Raw genomic sequence first — 18,273 nt, 5'->3', positions numbered from 1 at the left:
TGATCTGCCCTTTCTTTTTTTATGTCATATCATAACTTATTTCAATTCTCTTGTGTCGGGTGAAATTCGGTTCTACTTGCATCTTAGAAGCCGAACGACTTCGCCATCAATCAGCCCTTCACTTACTCTCTGAAAACCAAGTGATTCATACAGATTTCCTGCGATACCATTTTCCGGCCTGTGTCCAATCATGATGCGTTTGCAACTCAGCGATTCTTTCATTAGATCAATCAACTTCTTAAGCGCTTCTCTTCCATAACCTCTGCCCTGATATTTGGTATCTATCATTAGAGCAAGAAGCCAGTAGTTATCCTCATGATCCGGTTGATCAGAGTAGACAGCAAAACCAATCAGATCCGAATCGAAATAGATGGCCACGGGTTGAAAATCGGTCATGACCTTGGATTCAGCGATCCAATATACAACCGGCGCGGGAAAACTTTTTTTCTGTTCTTCCGTTACATCCAGTTGAGTGCAAGCATACCAATTATCCACAGACACACGTTTTAAATGAATCATTGTTTGAAATTCCTCCTTGGGTCCTATGCGCTAGACAAAAACACCTCTGGCAACTTTATTTCTTCTACTCGGAATTGTATTGTTTCTCATATCACATCACTCCTTTCACCGTTGTTGTGCAAACCTTTGGTAACTTCAATCACATCATGCTAACCTTGATCTCTAATAGTTCAGGAGTATGTTTTACAAGGTCAGCTATTTCATAAGAAGCATTAACTGCTAATGCATCTTTAACTGCCTCAGTCCCTCTTGTCTTCCATATCGAATATATCCATTTGGAAAAACCATATGAATTCATGTGGTGACCACGTTCCTGTATCTGCATAAACAATTTCACACTTTCCTCATACCTTTCAATATCCGTTAAAATACAGGCCAAATTGTTCAACGCAATGTTGATATCTCTCTGCGAATTTCTAGAGACATTAATATCCTCCCAGCTACCGACCACTTCATCTTTTCTTGAAATAGGCATTGCTCCATCATTGATTTTATCAATCCAGTCCATCGTTTCGTTTACAAGAGCTTCGACTCCCGCAAAATCCCCGGCATGATAAAGCCTAACCAGACGTTGTTTGTTGTACGTAATCCGGGCAAAAAGAGTATTGGACCATGTCTCATCTTCTTGTATGAGTTGGTTCATATTTTCAAGCACACTGTCCATTTCACTGTATCTCTCCAAAACCCAAAGTGAACCACCCATAGCCCGATGGCTCTCGAATCGAACACCTCGGTTGGTATCCAACTTCGGGGCATGATCACAAGCATATCGGTACCAATCCATCCAATGATCAAAGTAGTTTCCCAGAGATAATGACAACGCTTGTGTTGAATCTGACACAATCCAGTGTAACTGTTCCAGAGCGAGATTTTCTTTCCCCCATTCGAAGAATGCCCGGTGATTGGCATATAGAGGTTCAGGCTCTCTTAACAAGGCATAACCATCGGAAACATTCCAATAAACCCAGCCCTGTTCATGGACAGATAACCTGCTGGATTGTTCATATTTTTTCAGCAAATCAATCATACCTTGATGATTTCCTTGCACTACAGTTTCCTGGAAAGCTTGAGCGATATTCATTCCCATCCTCCGTCTCTTAGGAAGCTTAGACTGTCATAGAAGACAGTGTCCGAGCACCGAGCAAGTAAAGCTGATTTCAAACGTACACAGTTCTTACAATGGCTTCGTGCCGCAAGCTGTAATGAAATTCATCATGGCATAGGCTTCCGAAGAATGATTTATCGCATCAGAGGCTTGTTGCAGCTGAGCAAACTCCTCTGAACTGATCACACCTTTTTCGGCAAAATGTACAAAACGATTAAGATTAAACTGCTGCTTAAACCCTTCTATGCCTAACAGATCACTATGTTGAAGGACAGAATCAATCTCAACATCGATGTACCCGCTCCCTGAGAGGAGACGTGGCAGACTTCTGCCAATGATGCGATTACCGCCGTGTTGTGCCACATAGTCCGAAATTTTCATTAATACCGTATGCAAAGCAGGGACATCAGGATTCACTGCTCCAAAAACGCCGTCATCCACATCAATAATGGCAAGACGACCGCCAGGCTTCAGTACACGATATATCTCTCGTGCAGCTTCGTCAGGATTTTTCAAGTGAAGAAAGATAAGTCTTGCTACGACAAAATCAAAAGAATCATCAGGCAGATCCATCTGGTAGATGGAAGACTCTACAAATTGCAATCGCTTGGAAGGAATAGCTTTCAGCTGTTCTTTGGCTTGTGCTTGCAGTGAACGATCAATCTCAAGCGAGGTAAGCTCGCTGTCTGGCAAACTGTTCAATAATTGCTCTGTAATGTAACCTGGTCCGCTTCCGACCTCCAATACACGCATTCCATTTTTCAAACCATACCATTCCAGATTTCGGAACTCTTTGGGCCACCCCATTACCGCCTGCATCTTTACTCTCTCTAATTCCTCTTGTAAACTTAAAACTGCCGTTTGGATACTGTATGTTGAACGCGGATCACTCATATATTCTCTCCTGTTCTTCAGTAGAATAATAAAACATATACCCTTAGACTTTTTTCTTCCCTAGTAAAAAGTATCCTTATGATTCAATTGTTCCCCTGTGGCTTGTCCCGTCCCGCAACCGATTTCAAGATGTCCTCCAACAATGCCATTAACCGAACAGCCACCCCGTTTCGGATATATTGACAGCATACTGTCAATGAATTAAGATAAACATATGAAATACAACCAAAATATAGAAGATCCGCTAAGCAAGTTTTCCCTCCACATCTTTCAGATTCATGGGTTATTGATGCGTTCGGGGGACATCGTTACACGTCCACTCCATCAGAGCAGTGCCCGATGGCAGGTATTGGGTCGCATTGGACATGGTACACCGACAGTAGCCAAAATCGCCCGTGATATGGGGCTAGCCCGCCAAAGTGTACAGCGCATTGCAGATGTATTAACCGATGAAGGGCTCACTATGTACAAAGACCATCCGACAGACCGACGAACCAAGTTGCTTGAATTAACGGCGAAAGGAGAAGAAGTGCTGGAAGCGATCTATACACAGTACGATGAATGGAATCAGTATATTATGGCTCACCTTGATCCGAAGCAATTATTAGAGATAACGAATGCTCTCGGCCAAGTCGGAAAAATTTTAGAAAAGGAAATTACACAGTTTAGCAATAAGGCGAATGAGTAGAGATGCTTAATCTAATTCAAAACAATGATTGGGGTGTTCATATGAAAAGTATTTTCAATAAAACGCATGCTGTGGAAATCGTAGAGCGTATTGATAGACTCAGTGCAAATTCCAAGCCTCAATGGGGAAACATGCAGGTCCCTCAAATGCTGGCACATTGCTCGGCATTTCAAGACATTCCCATGGGGAATGCTTTTCCACCTAGAGGATTGCTAGGGAGGCTCGTTGGAAGGTTCGCCAAACCGATGTTTTATAACGAAAAGCCATTACCGCATAATATGTCGACCATCCCAACAATTATTATAGAAGACAACAGAGAGTTTATCGTAGAGAAAGAGAAACTGAAACAAAAGATTACAACTTTCCAAAGTCTTGGTCCAAGAAAATGCTCCTCTCACCCCCATCCTTTTTTCGGAAGATTAACACCTGAGCAATGGGGTATAGGCATCTATAAACATTTAGATCATCATCTAAAGCAATTTGGAGTGTGATTCGTAAACGAACATTTTTTTAGAACTTATGGATTATACTTGTTATGCATTGATGAACTTCCTTAGCAATGACTCAACTTCATTAACCCAATCTCCTTCTTCGTCAGCCAGTAAAGTCTCCCAACCGAGTAGCTTAGCAGAATGTAAATTTTTCTCTTGATCATCTATAAATATAACCTCTTCTCCAGCTGCCAGGAAGGTTGCGACCCGTTGGTATATCTCAATTTCAGGTTTGCATAACCCCACTTGATTAGAGATGGTTACACTTTTGGTATATGAGCTTAAATAGCTCAGATTCGGTTCAATCCATTCCTTGCAATGATTGCTGAGCAGATGGATATCGGCGGACTCACTCCATCGCTCAAGGTATTGAGTGGTTGGTAAGGGAACAATTGAATTGTACAAGATGTCCTTCGCTCGGCTTATTGATAATTCGGGATACATCTCCTTCAACGATTGCCAGAACTCTTCTTCCCTCATCATTCCTGTCCAGAGCTTTCGTTTGATTCCTGCAAAATGTACTTTCAAAGATTCTGCGGATAGGTTGGTTTCCTGAATCATATCTCTCCAGCACGTTAACGACATATTACTTAACAAAACACCTGCGATATCTAAAACGATCTGTGGTCTGCCTTTCATTTTATCGACCTCCAAGTTCATCTAATACGACGTATAACAGGCTTCAAGTTACTTCAAAGCATCATGCGGAAGGACAGCATGCACACCCTTCACGCCATTCACAATTTGGGTGATACGCAGGTCAATTACCGCGCTTCCAAGCGCAATCGCTTCCACACGCTGCAAGCCGTATAACTCCCCCATCAGAGTGAGCATCCCGTCTAATGCTTGAACGGTAGCCTCATTCAGATCTTCATGAAAACCGAAGGTAAGCCAGCCGGATGGCGTGTGTGCACGAGGATTGGTCAGAACTAGATTATCAATTACGTTGATGGTGATATCCACAAGTTCCATTGGACATTCAATCGCCTGACAGCTGACTTCACCATCTCCCTGGCGTGCATGACCATCACCAATTGCGAGATAACCTCCGTCTACGGGGATAGGTAAGTATAATTTGCTTCCCTGCACCAGTTCCTTGCAGTCGATGTTCCCTCCACAATAACGAGGCGGCCAAGTCGTATGAATTCCTTTTGACTCTGGTGGCATGCCCACGACTCCCATGAACGGTGAGAGAGTTACAGTGAAGGGTTTCCCGTTTATTTCACAGGTTCCACTCATCGTTTCGCGATCAAGTGTCCAATTCAGCGACAGTTCTTCAACCTCTGTTAGATGTAATTTCTGGTTCTGCCAGTTCGGATATCCGCCGGCGGAAGTAAACCCGTATTGACCGGGTACAATCTCATTGAAAACAATCTCCAACGTCTGTCCTTGCTTGGCATCATCGATATAGATCGGACCTATTAATGCATGCCCTCCATCTTTTTCACCTTGTCGATCAAAAGGTTTCATGCGTTCCGCATAACTCACACCCGTTCCCCAGCCCGCATCCAGTGTCTGAAACCGAATGGAATCTCCAGATTTCACGCTCAGCATGGGAGTTACCTCATTGGTAAAGGAACCGATTAGATTTCCCTGAGTTAATTCAATCTTATAAATGGTCATCATGTCCCTCCCTGGTTTGGGATACATATTATATACAAAGCACGCCACATGCTGTATTCCATGCCGCCCACCGCTTGCTAAATCCTTTACGCTTCGAGTTTAGCAAGGTATTTCTTCAATGGTTCCATATGATGCTGGTCATGCCATATGAAATCTTTAAGATATTGGGGAATATAAAATACGTTACCCTCTGCATCCAAATACGTCTGATGAAGCGATTCCTCCGATAACCCTCGAATGTCATTCATAATTTTATAGCGGTACGTGATAGCCTTATTTACGATTTCGGATGTCTCTGTGCGTTTCCCGTACTCAATAGCTTTGCGATTAAACTCATCAAAATCCAGATGTTTCAACATAACAGGCTGCCTCAGAGCAATCTTCTCAATCGCTTCCTTGTAAAAATATCGATCCCATAACATGATATGACTTACGATTGATTTTATCGTCCATTTCCCTTCTTCCAAGCTGGAATTCCATATCTTTTCTTCAAGATTAGTCAACGTTCTGACAAAGAGCGTCCACTCTTCAAAAGTTTGAAGCAAATGTTCAATCTCTTTGGTCATGATTACATTTCCCCCTTCTTTCTCTTTGAAATGATTCATTACTCTATAGGTTCTCTTCGGTTCCGATTCATCCATCCCAAAGCATAATCAACCATTTCTCTCTGGGGTATCAAATAACTCACAGCTTTCCCTACCTTTCCTTCGGTAACAGCGATAGTCTGGATCTTAAACTCATTAAAAATCAATTCAAAATCATCTGATTCATTGTTAATATCATCGTATGTAGTCCATTGTTCAATCCCATCCACCAGCATTTTTACTCCCCAGACTTTTGGCTTAACAAATGAATTCTGCTGTTTATATTCGGCCAGGTGCAAGGAAGTATTACTATTTGTAGGCGCACCAAGTAACAGAATGTATCCACTCAAATTATAGATTTTTCCTAACGGTGATTCCTCATTTAATGCATAATGCAAGTTGTGATTTTCCGTTATCCGTTTTGCCTCTTTCCCCCAGGCAGCAAAAGACATGTGTGGATGTGAGCTTCGTAACACACCATTTTGCTTCCGAAACACCTCAGGAATGATACCCATATACGAGGTTGGTGTTAGATCAGGATAATAAGTAGGCATATTGTCTTTGATGAAATCAACCTCCTCTGAAGACAGCTTCGCGTCATGCTCTGAAGGTTCACAAAGATGTTCTGTTTGAGTCGGCATGACAATGGTTCCATTGGTTCCAACAGCTTCTTCCAGAGCTAAAATAACACTTACCGGTCCGCCTATAACATTACCTATTGCTTTGAAGGAGGAATGAACGATTATCGTCATGCCCTCCCTTATCCCCATTGACTTTAAATCATTAACTATAGTCTTTTTTGTTTGTAATTCCATTGTGATTCCTCATTTCACCCGTATCGATTCCACTACAGCTTTGTTGTATCATCTTTACATATTTTTCAATGGTTCATGATGGGACTTGAACAACGCTGCAATAATCTTCTCTGCACATTCTTCCGGTGTGTTCATACTTGTATCAATGGAGTACCTGTAGTTAATGTTTTTGGCCATGATTTGATGCTGCTCATCGGATTGCTCTTCTCTGCGATCCCCACGTTCGATGTTCCGCTGACGGCAGATGTCGAGGGGGCAATATAACTCCACAATATCCAGTGGATACCCTTCAAAAATCTGTTTGACTTGTTCATAATGCGGCGCGAGCTCCGGTCTTTCTACCAGTATGCCATCGATCAGAACATGCTTTCCATGGTCTGAAAATACTTTTGCCGTATGATACATCATTACAATCGCTTCACTCAGATACTTCCAGTAATTCGTCTGAAGATGTTTATCACCAATCGTATTTTCAAATAAATCATTAGCCACAACATAGAAAAACGGATCATCGTATGATTGCATCGCCTCTACAATTGAAGTTTTACCAGAGCTGGTTACACCGTTCAAAAATATAATTTTGCCTTTTTCCATGATAGTCATCTTCCTTTGCTTAAGTATAATTTTATAAATGTAATACAGCGTGTACTAGGTGTGTTTCATTGATTTTTTGAGCAGCATGATCTGGCCAATATGATAGGCATTATGAATACATAGATTTGATACAACTCCCCACCATGGCGCGTTGAAATAGGCAGGGATTTCACGGGTCAATTTATGTTCTTCACTATCTTCGAGTGCCCTGTTCCAATCACTAAAGACGGTTTTCAGTCTATGTAATGTCTTGCGCCACTCCACATCATTCAAGTTAGACGTATTTATGTCGAATGTATCCTCATTATTCACTGAATTCTGCCCGTCGACCTGTTCGGCAATATATCTCTCAAGCCACTTCTCATTCCAGAAAATAAGATGATTGACGATCGCCCAAATGGAGTGCTCCCCCTCATTCTTTACATAAGCGGCCTCCGCCGCATTGAGGTCTGTCAAAATATCATGAAGAGGAATAAACCAGCTCTTGTCATGATAACAGGCGTTTAATTGGTCTATGAGAATAGCTTTGTAACTCATCGTTGCACCTCACTCAGATTAATATAAACATTATCCGTTCATAGACTTCGCAATCTTCATCACAAGATCTTCTGACATGTTTCTGCCAATGATCTCGTATTGCAGCGCCTTCCCATGCACATCCTCTTCAATCCATATCAATTGGGAAGTTTCATTATCGAAAATATAAAATGCTTGGACGCCACGTATGGCTGCTTGCTTAACCGTAGTACCATCATGATCAGGCAATGCGATCCGACTCTTTGTTGTCCCGAAAATGTTAAGTTTATAACCACCATACTCTTTATATGTGATGCTGATGCCCACAACCTTCTTATTAGGCTTCAGGTCTCGTATCACTACATTTCTGCCTGATCTGTTGCTTTCTTCAATCATTTCATCGATTTCTTGCGGAGTTAAATTATCAAATCCATAAAATACATGAATGGCATCTATATCAGAATCATTCGGAAATTTCGGCTGCCATGGAGAATAAAGTCTTTGCAATTGTTCCAAACCGTCTTCCCATGGAATGGCTGCATAATTGGTCTGTTGCGTAAATTGGTTCTCTGTAACCTCTGCGGTATATATCGCCTTCCCTTCACCAGGCTTTAAGTCAATGACAATCCGGTCAATCGCATGATCATTGCGTAAGGATTCAATTTGAATTTTTCCAAGCACATCTCCGCTTTTGTTTTTGATATCCATTGATCTTCACTCCTTTCCTTTCAAAACATCTTCCTGATCCTCATACAATAGAAGCTGAGCCCTGCAAAAGATAAAGCGATCATGAGGGCTCCAAATATGCAAATGGTCGGCAAGATATCCTCGTAACCATAACTCGTCGTTTATTCGTCTGAGATAAAAACCTTTTGGAAAATCAATATCCTCCGTAAGGGCTTCAGATGCTATGGTGATGGAGCCGGACGGAGCTTTGTTGCCCTCTGAAATATTGGTAGAATATAACTCGGGCTGATCCAAATATTGCATTCTTAGATAAGGTCCTAACTCAACCGGACAACATTCCAACCCCAGATCATTTGCTCTTCGAAACAGCTGAAAAGTCGTAGCCCCATCCGAAAACCCAAGTTGTCTGACGGTCAACTCAACTGTTTGCAAGCTTTGCTTTGTACTGGAAACTACAAATCTCTCATCATTTAACAACTGTTCTCCATATTTATTCAATAGAATAGAGTGTTGGTCCAGTTTCTGAATAAGCTGTGGCTTTGTTAAGCCGCCAATGTCTACAGTTCTTATTTCAACTGAACAGTCAGGGTATACGTTCTCATCTTCAATCAACATCCGCATCCCCCTAATCTAGATTCACTTCTATTATTTGACTTTATATATCAAATGCAGTCACTCACCTAGTTCTGAATCCGTTTACATACACATCCTAGTGATTTATAGCAGCAGACCAAGGCTCCTCATTAGAAATTCAATTCACAATCATGGTGTTCCCACATATCAAATAGGTTGCCGTCCAGATCTTCTAACACAAAAAACTTCCCATACTGTCCCTCATCACTAATTGCCCCGACCTTCACATTCTCTAATGTTAAATAGTTATGTAAAACAGCAATATCATCAGTGAAAAATGTAATGACCCATCTCTTTTTCTGATGCACTTCAAATGTCGCTCGTGTTTCATTATCGCTTTGGATCAAGTCCAAAATTGGACGATTACCCCGAAATAAACTCAAATATCCTTCGCGCTGGTGGCGAATGTTAAATCCAAAATGTTTTACAAACCAGGCGGCTGACACTTCTAAATCTTTCACTGGAATTACATTATATGCTATGCCCAGAATCTTTCCATTCCCCATATGTTACCTCCACACTTGAGATGTGTATAAGACCCTACCACCCTTGCGATGTTATACAAGATTTAATTTGAGCAATATGATGCTGCCCGTGCCATACAAACCTTTGAATCGCGATATCCAGTGTAATTGCACCTAACAATTCTGTTCGGAGTGTTCGTCTAAACTGATCGGGATGTAAACCAAACAACAGCGTGAGAAATCGCTTGTGCAGTATCTCCATCAGCAAAATTGAATCTTCGATGGTCGTATTCCTGTAATCATGTAATGATGCCCATAAATCCTCTCGATATGAGCTTGCCATCGGTTCATCTTCAGTCAAGGCTCTCTTAAATCTGATATAAGCGTTCATGTCATTGTCCGCAAGGTGGTGCACAATCTGTGTGATTGTCCAACCGCCATCACGATAAGGAGCACAAAGTTGTTCATCATTGAGTTGTAGTGTAATCTCTCTTAAGGACTTCGTAATTCCGGGAATTTGACCAATGATGTGGATTCGGTCCTCATTAGAGAATTTAAGACTTGGCTCAAAGTGTCCTATCGGAAAGCGTATATTTTCATCCAAGGTTGACCACCTCTCCATTTCTCTACTATAGAACCAAATCATATCCAATATAACCCACAATGTTCCATTTGCGAAGTGTAAAAAGCAAAAAAAGCGCCCCGATCTTGGGTCGAATGGTGTTTGTCTAGAACATCATCAACCAAGATAGAAGCGACTTTAAGTTGGAATCTATCATAATGCAGAGCTTATGGAGTGTCATGAGGAGTAGTTTTCTCTCCAAGTTATTGAGGTCTCATCTTCGGACCGAGGAAGTAGCGTAAATTTATTGTTCTGAAGGATGCCCTTATTCTGAAAATTCAATCAAAAATGGATGGCTTTTCTCATCTAATGCATTTTGAATTCTGTCATAGAAATTTCCCCATGTTATCATTTGCCCAGCTTCTTCTAAAGTAAAGTAGCCCACCTCTTCACTTTCATCACTGGTAGTTAAAGCTCCACCAATCGGTTTTCCAGTAAATATATTGTTGCATACGCCACGCGTTATGTTCTGGTACAAACCACAAAATTTAATTAATTCAATGTCAATCCCTGTTTCCTCTTTCACTTCTCGAACTGCTGCCTGCCTGATCGTCTCTCCTTCTTCAACACAACCTTGAGGCATTTCCCAACCTCTTCGACCTTTCATGAGTAAAATCTCATTATGTTCATTGAGAACGATTACACTAGCAGAAACGATAAATTTCATTCTAACTCCTCCTATGGTGTTTTAAATAACCACTCATCCTCGAATAGCTATGGCTAAATCCCTAGAACTGAAACATAATCTTGAGTTGTTAATTGCTTTTTAATCCATACACCAAACTCTATGATTAATTCACGAAGTCTCTGAACACTATTGAGAAAATCTTGTTGAAACTCATCTTTAGAACTGCCGAAGTAGAAATACACATGTTCACTTATTAATTCCATTGTTACTTTTTCATCAAGGAGATTAGCAAACGTTCTCAGATCCTCAAGGATCACCTCCCACGTTTTTCGATGTATTTCGTTAAATGCATAATGATCATATCCAGAAAAAATATTTTCTATTGTTTTCTCTATATAGCCGAATACTTCCTCATCAAAGTAAATTGAGTTTTCATTCCAACATTGCCCAAGGTACTTCCCAGGTAAAACTTCAATATAACCAGTTCTTTCAAGCTCTTCCCTATCTCTTATTATCTTCATTGTTCACCCTCGTTAAATAATTAACTGTACTTGCTCAAAATCAGTTCCAATAAATAGAAAAAGAGACAAACTTGACTCTCTGCGTAAAATAGAAGTACCACCAAATACCCTACGCAGGAGAGAAAAGACATGTCTCATACGTATACTTTATCACAATCAAATCCTTGGAACAATCGGTTAGACGAGTGGAAACTTCCGCTCTATTTCTCCAAGCCTGCTCTTCACCACATCAAACACTTCGTGGATGGCATGCTTTCGACTGGTTTTACAGGTACGTTAACGGATATTCATCGCGAAAGCTTGCAAGAGCGAGATCGCCGAACCCTGAGCCATTTCTTAACTCATGGGAACTGGGACAGCTCGTACCTCAAACGCATCGTTCAACGTGTCGCTTTTCAGCAGATTAAAGCGTGTGCTCAGCGTGATCACAGTCCCATTTTCGTGATTCTGGATGATACCGTGTGTGAAAAAACCAAGCCTTCGTCACAGGCTACCCACACGATTCAAGGCGCTTCGTTTCAGCATTCTCATCTCAAGGGGCGGCATGTTTACGGGCATGCTGTGGTTCAAACGCTACTCCGCTCGGGTGAGCAGGTGTTTCCTTTTGCTTCAGAACGTTACGATCCGCAAGGGAAAAGTAAAATCGATCTGGCTTGTGATCTGATTCAGGCCGTTCCGATGTCTTCCTACCGAACCTACGTCCTGATGGATTCTTGGTATCCGTCGGCTTCCGTGCTTCAAACGAGTGCGGAGCGTGGATTTCACGTCATTAGTGGTTTAAAAACCAACCGTATCTTCTATCCGCAAGGCATCCGACAATCGCTCAAAAGCTTTGCTTCCTACATCTCGAAAACGGATACCGATCTGGTGACCATCGGCTCTTCCGATTACCGGGTATATCGCTATGAAGGCAAGCTCAATGTCGTAGAGAACGCCGCTTTGCTCCTCTGTTGGAAAGATGGAGAAGGCTTTGATCCCAAGCAAATGAAAGCCTTTTTAAGTACGGATGTTTCCCTAAGTAATGAAGAAATTCTGAGCTATTACAGCAAACGTTGGGCGATTGAAACGTATTTTCGGACAGCGAAGGTTAGGCTGGCTATGGATCGTTACCAGGTTCGATCGACTCAGGCGATTGACCGTTACTTGGCCCTGCTCCTGTTTGCCGCGCTATGCTGCAGTTATGGTAGCCATGGAAGCTTGATTGATGGGCTACATCGCTACCACATTCAGAAAAAGCATGACATGATTGAGTATATTTACAACCAAACCCAAAGCGGAGCTACATTAGACCAAATTAAAACGCGCCTCATAGTGGCATAAGGATACTGTCAGGCTTTTTAACTTACAAATATTTGAAGCGATTATTGGCAAGTACAGTAATTAAGTTGATTTCACACGCGGAGCTATATGATTATACTGCCTTCATTGAGTAAACTAATTATTTTCCTGTTGGTTTTTAAGAATATCACTTTGTCTTTATAGGGGGACAAGAAACTACAGATCTCTTTCCGATTAGTAGTATTAAATTTATGATTCCATATAATCATTTCAATTAGTCCTCTTAATGTTTGTTTGTATATAGATCTTTCGGTGCCTAATCTTTGTTTAACAAATCTCATGATAATTCTAAAATGTCGAATCAACACATTAGTATCTAGGTAATAAATAACATCTGCTCTTGAAAAGCTATCAGAAAGCCATTTGTAATATACTCCCTCTACAATCCAACTATCATTATCAATTATTTTATGTAGTAATTTATCTCTCACGTCTGGAGGATTCTTCCCTGAAAATTCCACTCTACTGCTCCACATGACTGTATCTAATTCGTAGAATTTAATATTTAACTTCTCTGATAAAACTTGACCAAGATATGTTTTTCCGCTGCCCGTAGAACCAATAATATGAATTCTTAAAGGTCTAGACATAATTAGCTTCTCCTCTTTAATTTATTGCAGTGATTTCTAATCACCTTCCTGTTTTTATGCAGTTCAACAAACTTGGAGGTGTATACCATAATATCATCTTCGTTCCATCAAGTAGACCAAGGCTCCGTGAGGAGCCGCTGCTTTATGTCATACGACGGAATCTCAACTTTGAGTAACCAGCAGATATTATCATCCCATCATTGATCTGCTATATGCTCCAATAGATCTCCAGGCTGGCATCCCAATGCCGTACATAATTTATCAATTACTTCTAAAGATACATACTCATTCGTATTGAGTTTTGCCATCGTTGCCGATGAGATCCCCGTGATTTTCAATAAATCCTGCTTCTTAATCTCCCTGTCAATCAATAATTTTTGAAATGGTTTATAACTTATCATCTGGTATCCCTTCATTTCTGAATTAAATTATTCTTTAATTATATGAAACTATATTTTCTTAATCAAAAATATCTTTGACATGTCTTGAATATAATTTTTATTATGATAAAATAATATTTAATAAGTTGAATTTTTATTCGTAAAATAAAATACAACGGATGGTGATCATTTATGCACAATTCTTTAGAAGTCCTACTTGATTCTTTGATACGTAATCGGATTGAAGCTCTATATATGGATCTTCTCAAAAATAACTCTATTTATAATCAATACTCCTCCGATCGAAATCTTTACTTCAAACAGTTACATGAGCTTTTACCTCAGGATATGCATAAAACTCTATTTCTTTACGATGACGCAGACCTTTCTGTTCAAGCAATCTTAGAACGTGAAATCTACTTACAAGGTTTTAAGGATGCTCTTCAATTACATAATGAATTAAATATATCATCTAATTGAGAGCCAAATGGCTCTCTTTTCATTTGAATCTGTCGTAAAAGCTCCTTCATTCACGACTCCCACCGACTTAAAGAGAAGATGTGGCTGAGTGTGATGCGCTTAGTCGGTGCGGATGTGTAAGGGAGATTCCGCTTCCCTGCAGCTACCAAATACTTCTCCGAATCCTCATCTTACTTTGGCCGGACCGAGCGCAATTTGACCCGAAGCGTGAACATGTTGTTATAAGATTGGTCAGACTTCTGCGAGATCACTTACCGTTATCCATTTTCTAGAAGGCCCATCTATGCTCCTCTGGCAAACACTCATCACAAAGTAATTGCCCTCCAACAACTGCTCCATTATTGAGTTCATCAATATGATTAGGTTTTTCTCTATCAGTTGCCCATGAATTACATTTTGCGCACCTCCCACAATTCAATACTTCTGGATCGAGATATATAGAGGAACTGCTCTCCCAATGTAATTTCAAATCTCTCCTTAATGTAATTTCATTCTCTAGTAAAGGAGTCAAATCCCCATCGATTTCTTTATATTCTTCGTCAGTTAAGTCAATTAGATAAGCTACATTTACAAGATATGTCTTCTTATTCATTTATTTCATCCTTTGATTTTCATAATTTATACGTTCTTCCTGCCTTTCGTATAACATTACCAGTGCTCATGGACCTAGATCTTCAGGCAACGCAGTTTCCGTGTGGTCACTTAGCCTTGCAGGGTTGATCGCCTGACACCTTTCCTGTCTCCTTACCTTCTGGCGACCCAAGAAACGTACAGGTCCGATGGGTGAAAACAATGTTATTTGCTGTTGTCGACATCATCGAGTTACATTCTAAAGCTCTTATCCGTTGTAGACATCAAGTAGGTGTTTGGCTTCGTTTCTAATAATAAGGTTTTTGTAGTGTCTTTATCATTTAGTATAATCTTTAATATTTCCTTTGTATTAGATTTTTCTATTTGACGGATTGTCAAACCAAGTGCGACAGTTCCTCTGTGAAGGATTCGTGAGCGGTTCTCCAACCCAAGCATTTTCGTGGTCTGTGATTCATTAGATCGAGTGAACGGGCGAGAGCTTCATCCTCCACTTGAGCGAGATCGGTACCTTTAGGGAAAAACTCTCGAAGTAACCCGTTTGCATTCTCGTTGGAACCGCGCTGCCAAGACGAATACGGATCAGCAAAATAAATGTGCAGGTTATGGGTCGTTTCTAGATTGGCATAGCATGCAAACTCCTTTCCTCGATCAGCTGTAGCTGTAAGGAAGGTCCCTGTAGGGTACTGTGAGATCGCTCTCCATCGACAAAGCGGTACGGTCTGGCATGAGAACAGCGGTATACAGGCGTGTTTTACGTTCAATCAACGTGGCTACGCAGCCTTTACTTTTCCCACGACCCGATACGACGGTATCCAGTTCCCAGTGTCCAAACGTTTCGCGGGAACGAACCTCTTTGGGACGATCTGAAATGGATCTGCCGACGGCGAATTTACCGCGAGTTTCTGCCGGTTTCTGGCGCTTCCCCTTGTGCCGAAGAACCTGTAATACACCTCGAACCAAGCGCCCAGCGTAGATCCAGCGATAGATGGTTTTGAAGGAGACTGCACGCCGGCCTTCGATACGGAAGCGTTGAGTGATCTGTTCTGGAGACCACGTTGCCTCCAGTTTTTCCTCCAGTGAAGCAGCCAAGCTGTCTGACCATTTACCTGAAGAAACAGAGGCTTTACGACGCTCCTCATAAGCGTTCTGAGCGTGTTCTGCCTGATAGGGATGCGATGAATTAACACGATCTAGTTCACGGCAAATCGTGGATGAGTGCCTTCCCAGCTCTTTTGCAATAGCTCTTGAGCTTTTGCCTTGTCTGTGGAGGATTTCTAGCTTGCTGCGTTCGATTATGCTAAGATGTGAATAACTCATGGACTGATTCTCCTTGTGTGAATGCTGGTGTGGTAACTTTCATTCTACACGAATCAGGCTATGAGCCATTTTTTTATTTCCAGCGGGTGTCGCACTTCATATTACAATCCGTCATTTCCATTCCAACTACATTTTCAAAACTAAGATCATAAATAGAGCTATTATTCACCTTAAGATATAACGATAAAGTTTTATAAGCTGGTTGAAGAAAACATACTAGAGTAACATCATTCCTTTTCAGTGAAAAGTTATTATAATACCATAGGACTTCTTCATCAAAAATTTTAGGTTCTGACTCGAATAATTCGACTAATTCATAGTCTTTGGGAAATGGGTTCACTTCTTTAAAGTTCCTTTTACATTAGCTTTTATATTGTTCTGAATGTGTAATTGCAGATAACGTTACTGTATCCACGACCCTTCCTCTGACTTAAGCGACCAAAGGGAGCGGCCGCGATTGCGGTTAGTCCGTACGGATATATCCATTGAATACACTTCCCTGCCATTCCCTTTTAGCGGACCGAGGAGCCTTTAGGCGCCGAAGCACGCATATGATGTCTCACAAACTCCCTCAGCCTGTGCCCTCAAAGTCCTTAATGAGTCCTTTTGCTTCCCCAATATTATTTAATCCCCATTGAGCATATTCTTTCGCGTCCCTATCATTACCTAGAAATTTATGCGTTCGTGCAATTAACAAAGCCAACCTTAAATCAAGTGGAGCTCCAAAATCTTCAATCTTCTTAGATCTAGCTATTATCTCATCCAATGAAATTGATGTAATCATCCTAGGAAAATCATTGAATTGAGAAAAATAACTCATTCCTTGATCCAAAAATAACTGTTTCATTTCATTTATAGTAACTATTGTATCATCCTCTGTTTCTCCGTATTGAAACCATCTTTCACGCTCCACTGTAAAAAATCTCTTCAACCAATTTGCTTTTTTATGTAGACGTTTTCTGAATTCACAATCATAGGTCGTGATTTCATTTGAAGACTTAAATTCACCAATAGAATTAGGGAGGAAATCTAGATGCACCCCCATCTCCATAACACAAGATCCACCGGATTTATCTGCCTGAATCACCAGAGTATAAATAAAGTGATGATCAGTTGTCTTAACAAAATGATGATCGGTTCCCATAAACCCAAGCTCATTTAGTTTTGGTGCAAAATACACCCTGATTAGTTTTCTAAAATCTTTAGTATTCACGTTTTCATATCCTTTGTGAGATTTCCGATAACGTTGTGGCGTTCAAAAACCCGAGAGGCTTAAAAGAGCACCAGGGACTGGGTCGAAGACTTAGCCTCGTAGGAGTTATCTACCTGATATTACTTCCTCGAGATATCTCTGGAAGCAGACTAAGGGGCGTTAGCCCCGCAGTGTGAATAATTTGTTATCGGATGTCTTAGTACATTGAACTACCTACAAATTCTTTCCACATTTATTTAGTACTTTATTTACAAATTCGGTCTTCCCATCCGTATAAGACTGGCGATTTTCTCTATATTTAATAGCAAGTTCTTTCTTTAGATTGGCATATTCGACTACAAATTCGAAATTGCTAATTAATGCATCTCTGAAGGATATATGTCTTAATAACTCTTTGCTCTCTTTATTACAAACATATAGATGATGTTCAGGTTTCTGTATTTTCACTATACTATAGGGAACATTTTCATCTTTCCTTGCAAAAGCTTCCCTGTTCTCAACACCCAAATTCCCTTCATGATCGTAACCTAAACTTTCTAATCCTTGAATTACATCTGGAAGCAAGTCCATAGAATCAATTACTACATCAATATCTAAAATAGGTTTTGCCGCTAGTCCAGGTACTGCGGTACTACCAACGTGCTCAATTCTAAGTACTAGATCCCCGAGTCTTTGTTCTATGATGGATTTCAGGTCAGAAAACATTTCAGACCATTCATTGTTGTAATCTTCAATAATTATTGTTTTTTTACTCATCCTTGAGATGCCCCCAAAAATAAAGTATTTACGAATATTTCCGATAACATTCCTTTATCTACGAAACTGAGAGGTTTTAAAGTCCATCGCGCCGGGTTCGACGGATTTAACCTCGCAAGGTTGCCCAGCTGTTTTCACTTCCCTGCTCTTAACTTCGGCCGGGCCTAAGGCGTTAGCACGTAGCGTGAATACGCGGCTATACGGCCTCCTCTTCTTCATATTCC

The 18,273-nt window shown here is 40.8% G+C and carries 24 protein-coding genes and 1 pseudogene; 4 read left to right on the top strand and 21 right to left on the bottom strand.

Annotated elements, in window-relative coordinates; translation table 11 throughout:
- Nucleotides 1-72: 72 nt before the first annotated feature.
- The 3 genes from ABTV53_RS11320 to ABTV53_RS11310 form a co-directional block, all read right to left on the bottom strand.
- Nucleotides 73-519 carry a GNAT family N-acetyltransferase gene (locus ABTV53_RS11320; RefSeq protein ID WP_433752977.1) on the bottom strand — a complete coding sequence of 149 codons (447 nt, stop codon included), beginning with the start codon at nucleotides 517-519 and terminating at the stop codon, nucleotides 73-75.
- 139 nt (nucleotides 520-658) lie between these two features.
- Nucleotides 659-1,600 carry a hypothetical protein gene (locus ABTV53_RS11315; RefSeq protein WP_433752976.1) on the bottom strand — a complete coding sequence of 314 codons (942 nt, stop codon included), beginning with the start codon at nucleotides 1,598-1,600 and terminating at the stop codon, nucleotides 659-661.
- A gap of 93 nt (nucleotides 1,601-1,693) precedes the next feature.
- A complete protein-coding gene (locus ABTV53_RS11310) occupies nucleotides 1,694-2,539 on the bottom strand; it encodes a methyltransferase domain-containing protein (RefSeq protein WP_433754157.1) in 846 nt (281 codons plus the stop codon).
- Between the two features lie 193 nt (nucleotides 2,540-2,732).
- Between ABTV53_RS11310 and ABTV53_RS11305 the strand changes: the two genes are divergently transcribed.
- Both ABTV53_RS11305 and ABTV53_RS11300 read left to right on the top strand, forming a co-directional pair.
- Entirely contained in the window at nucleotides 2,733-3,206 is a 474-nt protein-coding gene (locus ABTV53_RS11305) for a MarR family winged helix-turn-helix transcriptional regulator (RefSeq protein ID WP_421888775.1), read from the top strand.
- Between the two features lie 41 nt (nucleotides 3,207-3,247).
- Nucleotides 3,248-3,697, top strand: a complete 450-nt coding sequence (locus ABTV53_RS11300; RefSeq protein WP_339302889.1) for a DUF1569 domain-containing protein — start codon at nucleotides 3,248-3,250, stop codon at nucleotides 3,695-3,697.
- Nucleotides 3,698-3,739: 42 nt separating this feature from the next.
- On the opposite strand, the gene ABTV53_RS11295 is transcribed toward ABTV53_RS11300, so the two are convergent.
- The 12 genes from ABTV53_RS11295 to ABTV53_RS11240 form a co-directional block, all read right to left on the bottom strand.
- Nucleotides 3,740-4,336 carry an HAD-IA family hydrolase gene (locus tag ABTV53_RS11295; RefSeq protein WP_433752974.1) on the bottom strand — a complete coding sequence of 199 codons (597 nt, stop codon included), beginning with the start codon at nucleotides 4,334-4,336 and terminating at the stop codon, nucleotides 3,740-3,742.
- Nucleotides 4,337-4,384: 48 nt separating this feature from the next.
- The gene (locus ABTV53_RS11290) at nucleotides 4,385-5,320 is read right to left on the bottom strand and encodes an acetamidase/formamidase family protein (protein WP_433754155.1); all 936 of its coding nucleotides are present in this window, start codon (nucleotides 5,318-5,320) and stop codon (nucleotides 4,385-4,387) included.
- Nucleotides 5,321-5,406: 86 nt separating this feature from the next.
- Nucleotides 5,407-5,886 carry a DinB family protein gene (locus tag ABTV53_RS11285; protein WP_433752972.1) on the bottom strand — a complete coding sequence of 160 codons (480 nt, stop codon included), beginning with the start codon at nucleotides 5,884-5,886 and terminating at the stop codon, nucleotides 5,407-5,409.
- A 38-nt stretch (nucleotides 5,887-5,924) separates the two neighbouring features.
- Entirely contained in the window at nucleotides 5,925-6,719 is a 795-nt protein-coding gene (locus ABTV53_RS11280) for an aminoglycoside N(3)-acetyltransferase (RefSeq protein WP_433752971.1), read from the bottom strand.
- Between the two features lie 54 nt (nucleotides 6,720-6,773).
- The gene (locus ABTV53_RS11275; protein WP_433752970.1) at nucleotides 6,774-7,313 is read right to left on the bottom strand and encodes a phosphotransferase-like protein; all 540 of its coding nucleotides are present in this window, start codon (nucleotides 7,311-7,313) and stop codon (nucleotides 6,774-6,776) included.
- 54 nt (nucleotides 7,314-7,367) lie between these two features.
- On the bottom strand, nucleotides 7,368-7,850 hold the full coding sequence (locus ABTV53_RS11270; RefSeq protein ID WP_433752968.1) for a DinB family protein: 483 nt from the start codon (nucleotides 7,848-7,850) through the stop codon (nucleotides 7,368-7,370).
- A 30-nt stretch (nucleotides 7,851-7,880) separates the two neighbouring features.
- A complete protein-coding gene (locus ABTV53_RS11265; RefSeq protein ID WP_433752966.1) occupies nucleotides 7,881-8,537 on the bottom strand; it encodes a DUF4367 domain-containing protein in 657 nt (218 codons plus the stop codon).
- A gap of 6 nt (nucleotides 8,538-8,543) precedes the next feature.
- Entirely contained in the window at nucleotides 8,544-9,131 is a 588-nt protein-coding gene (locus ABTV53_RS11260) for a helicase (protein WP_433752964.1), read from the bottom strand.
- A gap of 128 nt (nucleotides 9,132-9,259) precedes the next feature.
- Nucleotides 9,260-9,655, bottom strand: coding sequence for a VOC family protein (locus tag ABTV53_RS11255; RefSeq protein WP_433752963.1), 396 nt, complete (start codon nucleotides 9,653-9,655; stop codon nucleotides 9,260-9,262).
- A gap of 34 nt (nucleotides 9,656-9,689) precedes the next feature.
- The gene (locus ABTV53_RS11250) at nucleotides 9,690-10,217 is read right to left on the bottom strand and encodes a YfiT family bacillithiol transferase (protein WP_433752961.1); all 528 of its coding nucleotides are present in this window, start codon (nucleotides 10,215-10,217) and stop codon (nucleotides 9,690-9,692) included.
- Between the two features lie 283 nt (nucleotides 10,218-10,500).
- A complete protein-coding gene (locus tag ABTV53_RS11245; RefSeq protein ID WP_433752959.1) occupies nucleotides 10,501-10,902 on the bottom strand; it encodes an NUDIX hydrolase in 402 nt (133 codons plus the stop codon).
- Between the two features lie 53 nt (nucleotides 10,903-10,955).
- A complete protein-coding gene (locus ABTV53_RS11240) occupies nucleotides 10,956-11,384 on the bottom strand; it encodes a hypothetical protein (protein WP_433752957.1) in 429 nt (142 codons plus the stop codon).
- A gap of 129 nt (nucleotides 11,385-11,513) precedes the next feature.
- Here ABTV53_RS11240 and ABTV53_RS11235 point away from each other — a divergent pair, with 129 nt between their 5' ends.
- Complete coding sequence (locus ABTV53_RS11235) at nucleotides 11,514-12,704, top strand: IS701 family transposase (RefSeq protein WP_433749661.1); 1,191 nt, start codon at nucleotides 11,514-11,516, stop codon at nucleotides 12,702-12,704.
- 83 nt (nucleotides 12,705-12,787) lie between these two features.
- Here the strand turns inward: ABTV53_RS11235 and ABTV53_RS11230 are convergent, their stop codons facing one another.
- Both ABTV53_RS11230 and ABTV53_RS11225 read right to left on the bottom strand, forming a co-directional pair.
- Nucleotides 12,788-13,312 carry a DNA topology modulation protein FlaR gene (locus ABTV53_RS11230; RefSeq protein WP_433752955.1) on the bottom strand — a complete coding sequence of 175 codons (525 nt, stop codon included), beginning with the start codon at nucleotides 13,310-13,312 and terminating at the stop codon, nucleotides 12,788-12,790.
- 197 nt (nucleotides 13,313-13,509) lie between these two features.
- Nucleotides 13,510-13,713, bottom strand: a complete 204-nt coding sequence (locus ABTV53_RS11225; RefSeq protein ID WP_036670472.1) for a helix-turn-helix domain-containing protein — start codon at nucleotides 13,711-13,713, stop codon at nucleotides 13,510-13,512.
- Nucleotides 13,714-13,884: 171 nt separating this feature from the next.
- Between ABTV53_RS11225 and ABTV53_RS11220 the strand changes: the two genes are divergently transcribed.
- On the top strand, nucleotides 13,885-14,172 hold the full coding sequence (locus tag ABTV53_RS11220) for a hypothetical protein (RefSeq protein WP_433752953.1): 288 nt from the start codon (nucleotides 13,885-13,887) through the stop codon (nucleotides 14,170-14,172).
- A gap of 268 nt (nucleotides 14,173-14,440) precedes the next feature.
- Here the strand turns inward: ABTV53_RS11220 and ABTV53_RS11215 are convergent, their stop codons facing one another.
- The 4 genes and pseudogenes from ABTV53_RS11215 to ABTV53_RS11200 form a co-directional block, all read right to left on the bottom strand.
- A complete protein-coding gene (locus tag ABTV53_RS11215; protein ID WP_433752951.1) occupies nucleotides 14,441-14,764 on the bottom strand; it encodes a hypothetical protein in 324 nt (107 codons plus the stop codon).
- 373 nt (nucleotides 14,765-15,137) lie between these two features.
- Nucleotides 15,138-16,080 (bottom strand): annotated as a pseudogene (locus ABTV53_RS11210) (IS30 family transposase).
- A 571-nt stretch (nucleotides 16,081-16,651) separates the two neighbouring features.
- Nucleotides 16,652-17,293 carry a DUF4304 domain-containing protein gene (locus tag ABTV53_RS11205; protein ID WP_433752949.1) on the bottom strand — a complete coding sequence of 214 codons (642 nt, stop codon included), beginning with the start codon at nucleotides 17,291-17,293 and terminating at the stop codon, nucleotides 16,652-16,654.
- Between the two features lie 213 nt (nucleotides 17,294-17,506).
- Nucleotides 17,507-18,049 carry a GrpB family protein gene (locus ABTV53_RS11200; protein ID WP_433752948.1) on the bottom strand — a complete coding sequence of 181 codons (543 nt, stop codon included), beginning with the start codon at nucleotides 18,047-18,049 and terminating at the stop codon, nucleotides 17,507-17,509.
- Nucleotides 18,050-18,273 lie beyond the last annotated feature (224 nt).

This window comes from Paenibacillus amylolyticus (assembly GCF_050990605.1).
Taxonomy (GTDB): domain Bacteria; phylum Bacillota; class Bacilli; order Paenibacillales; family Paenibacillaceae; genus Paenibacillus; species Paenibacillus amylolyticus_H.
Note: the sequence above shows the minus strand (reverse complement) of the source record. Positions and strands in the feature narration are given on the sequence as shown.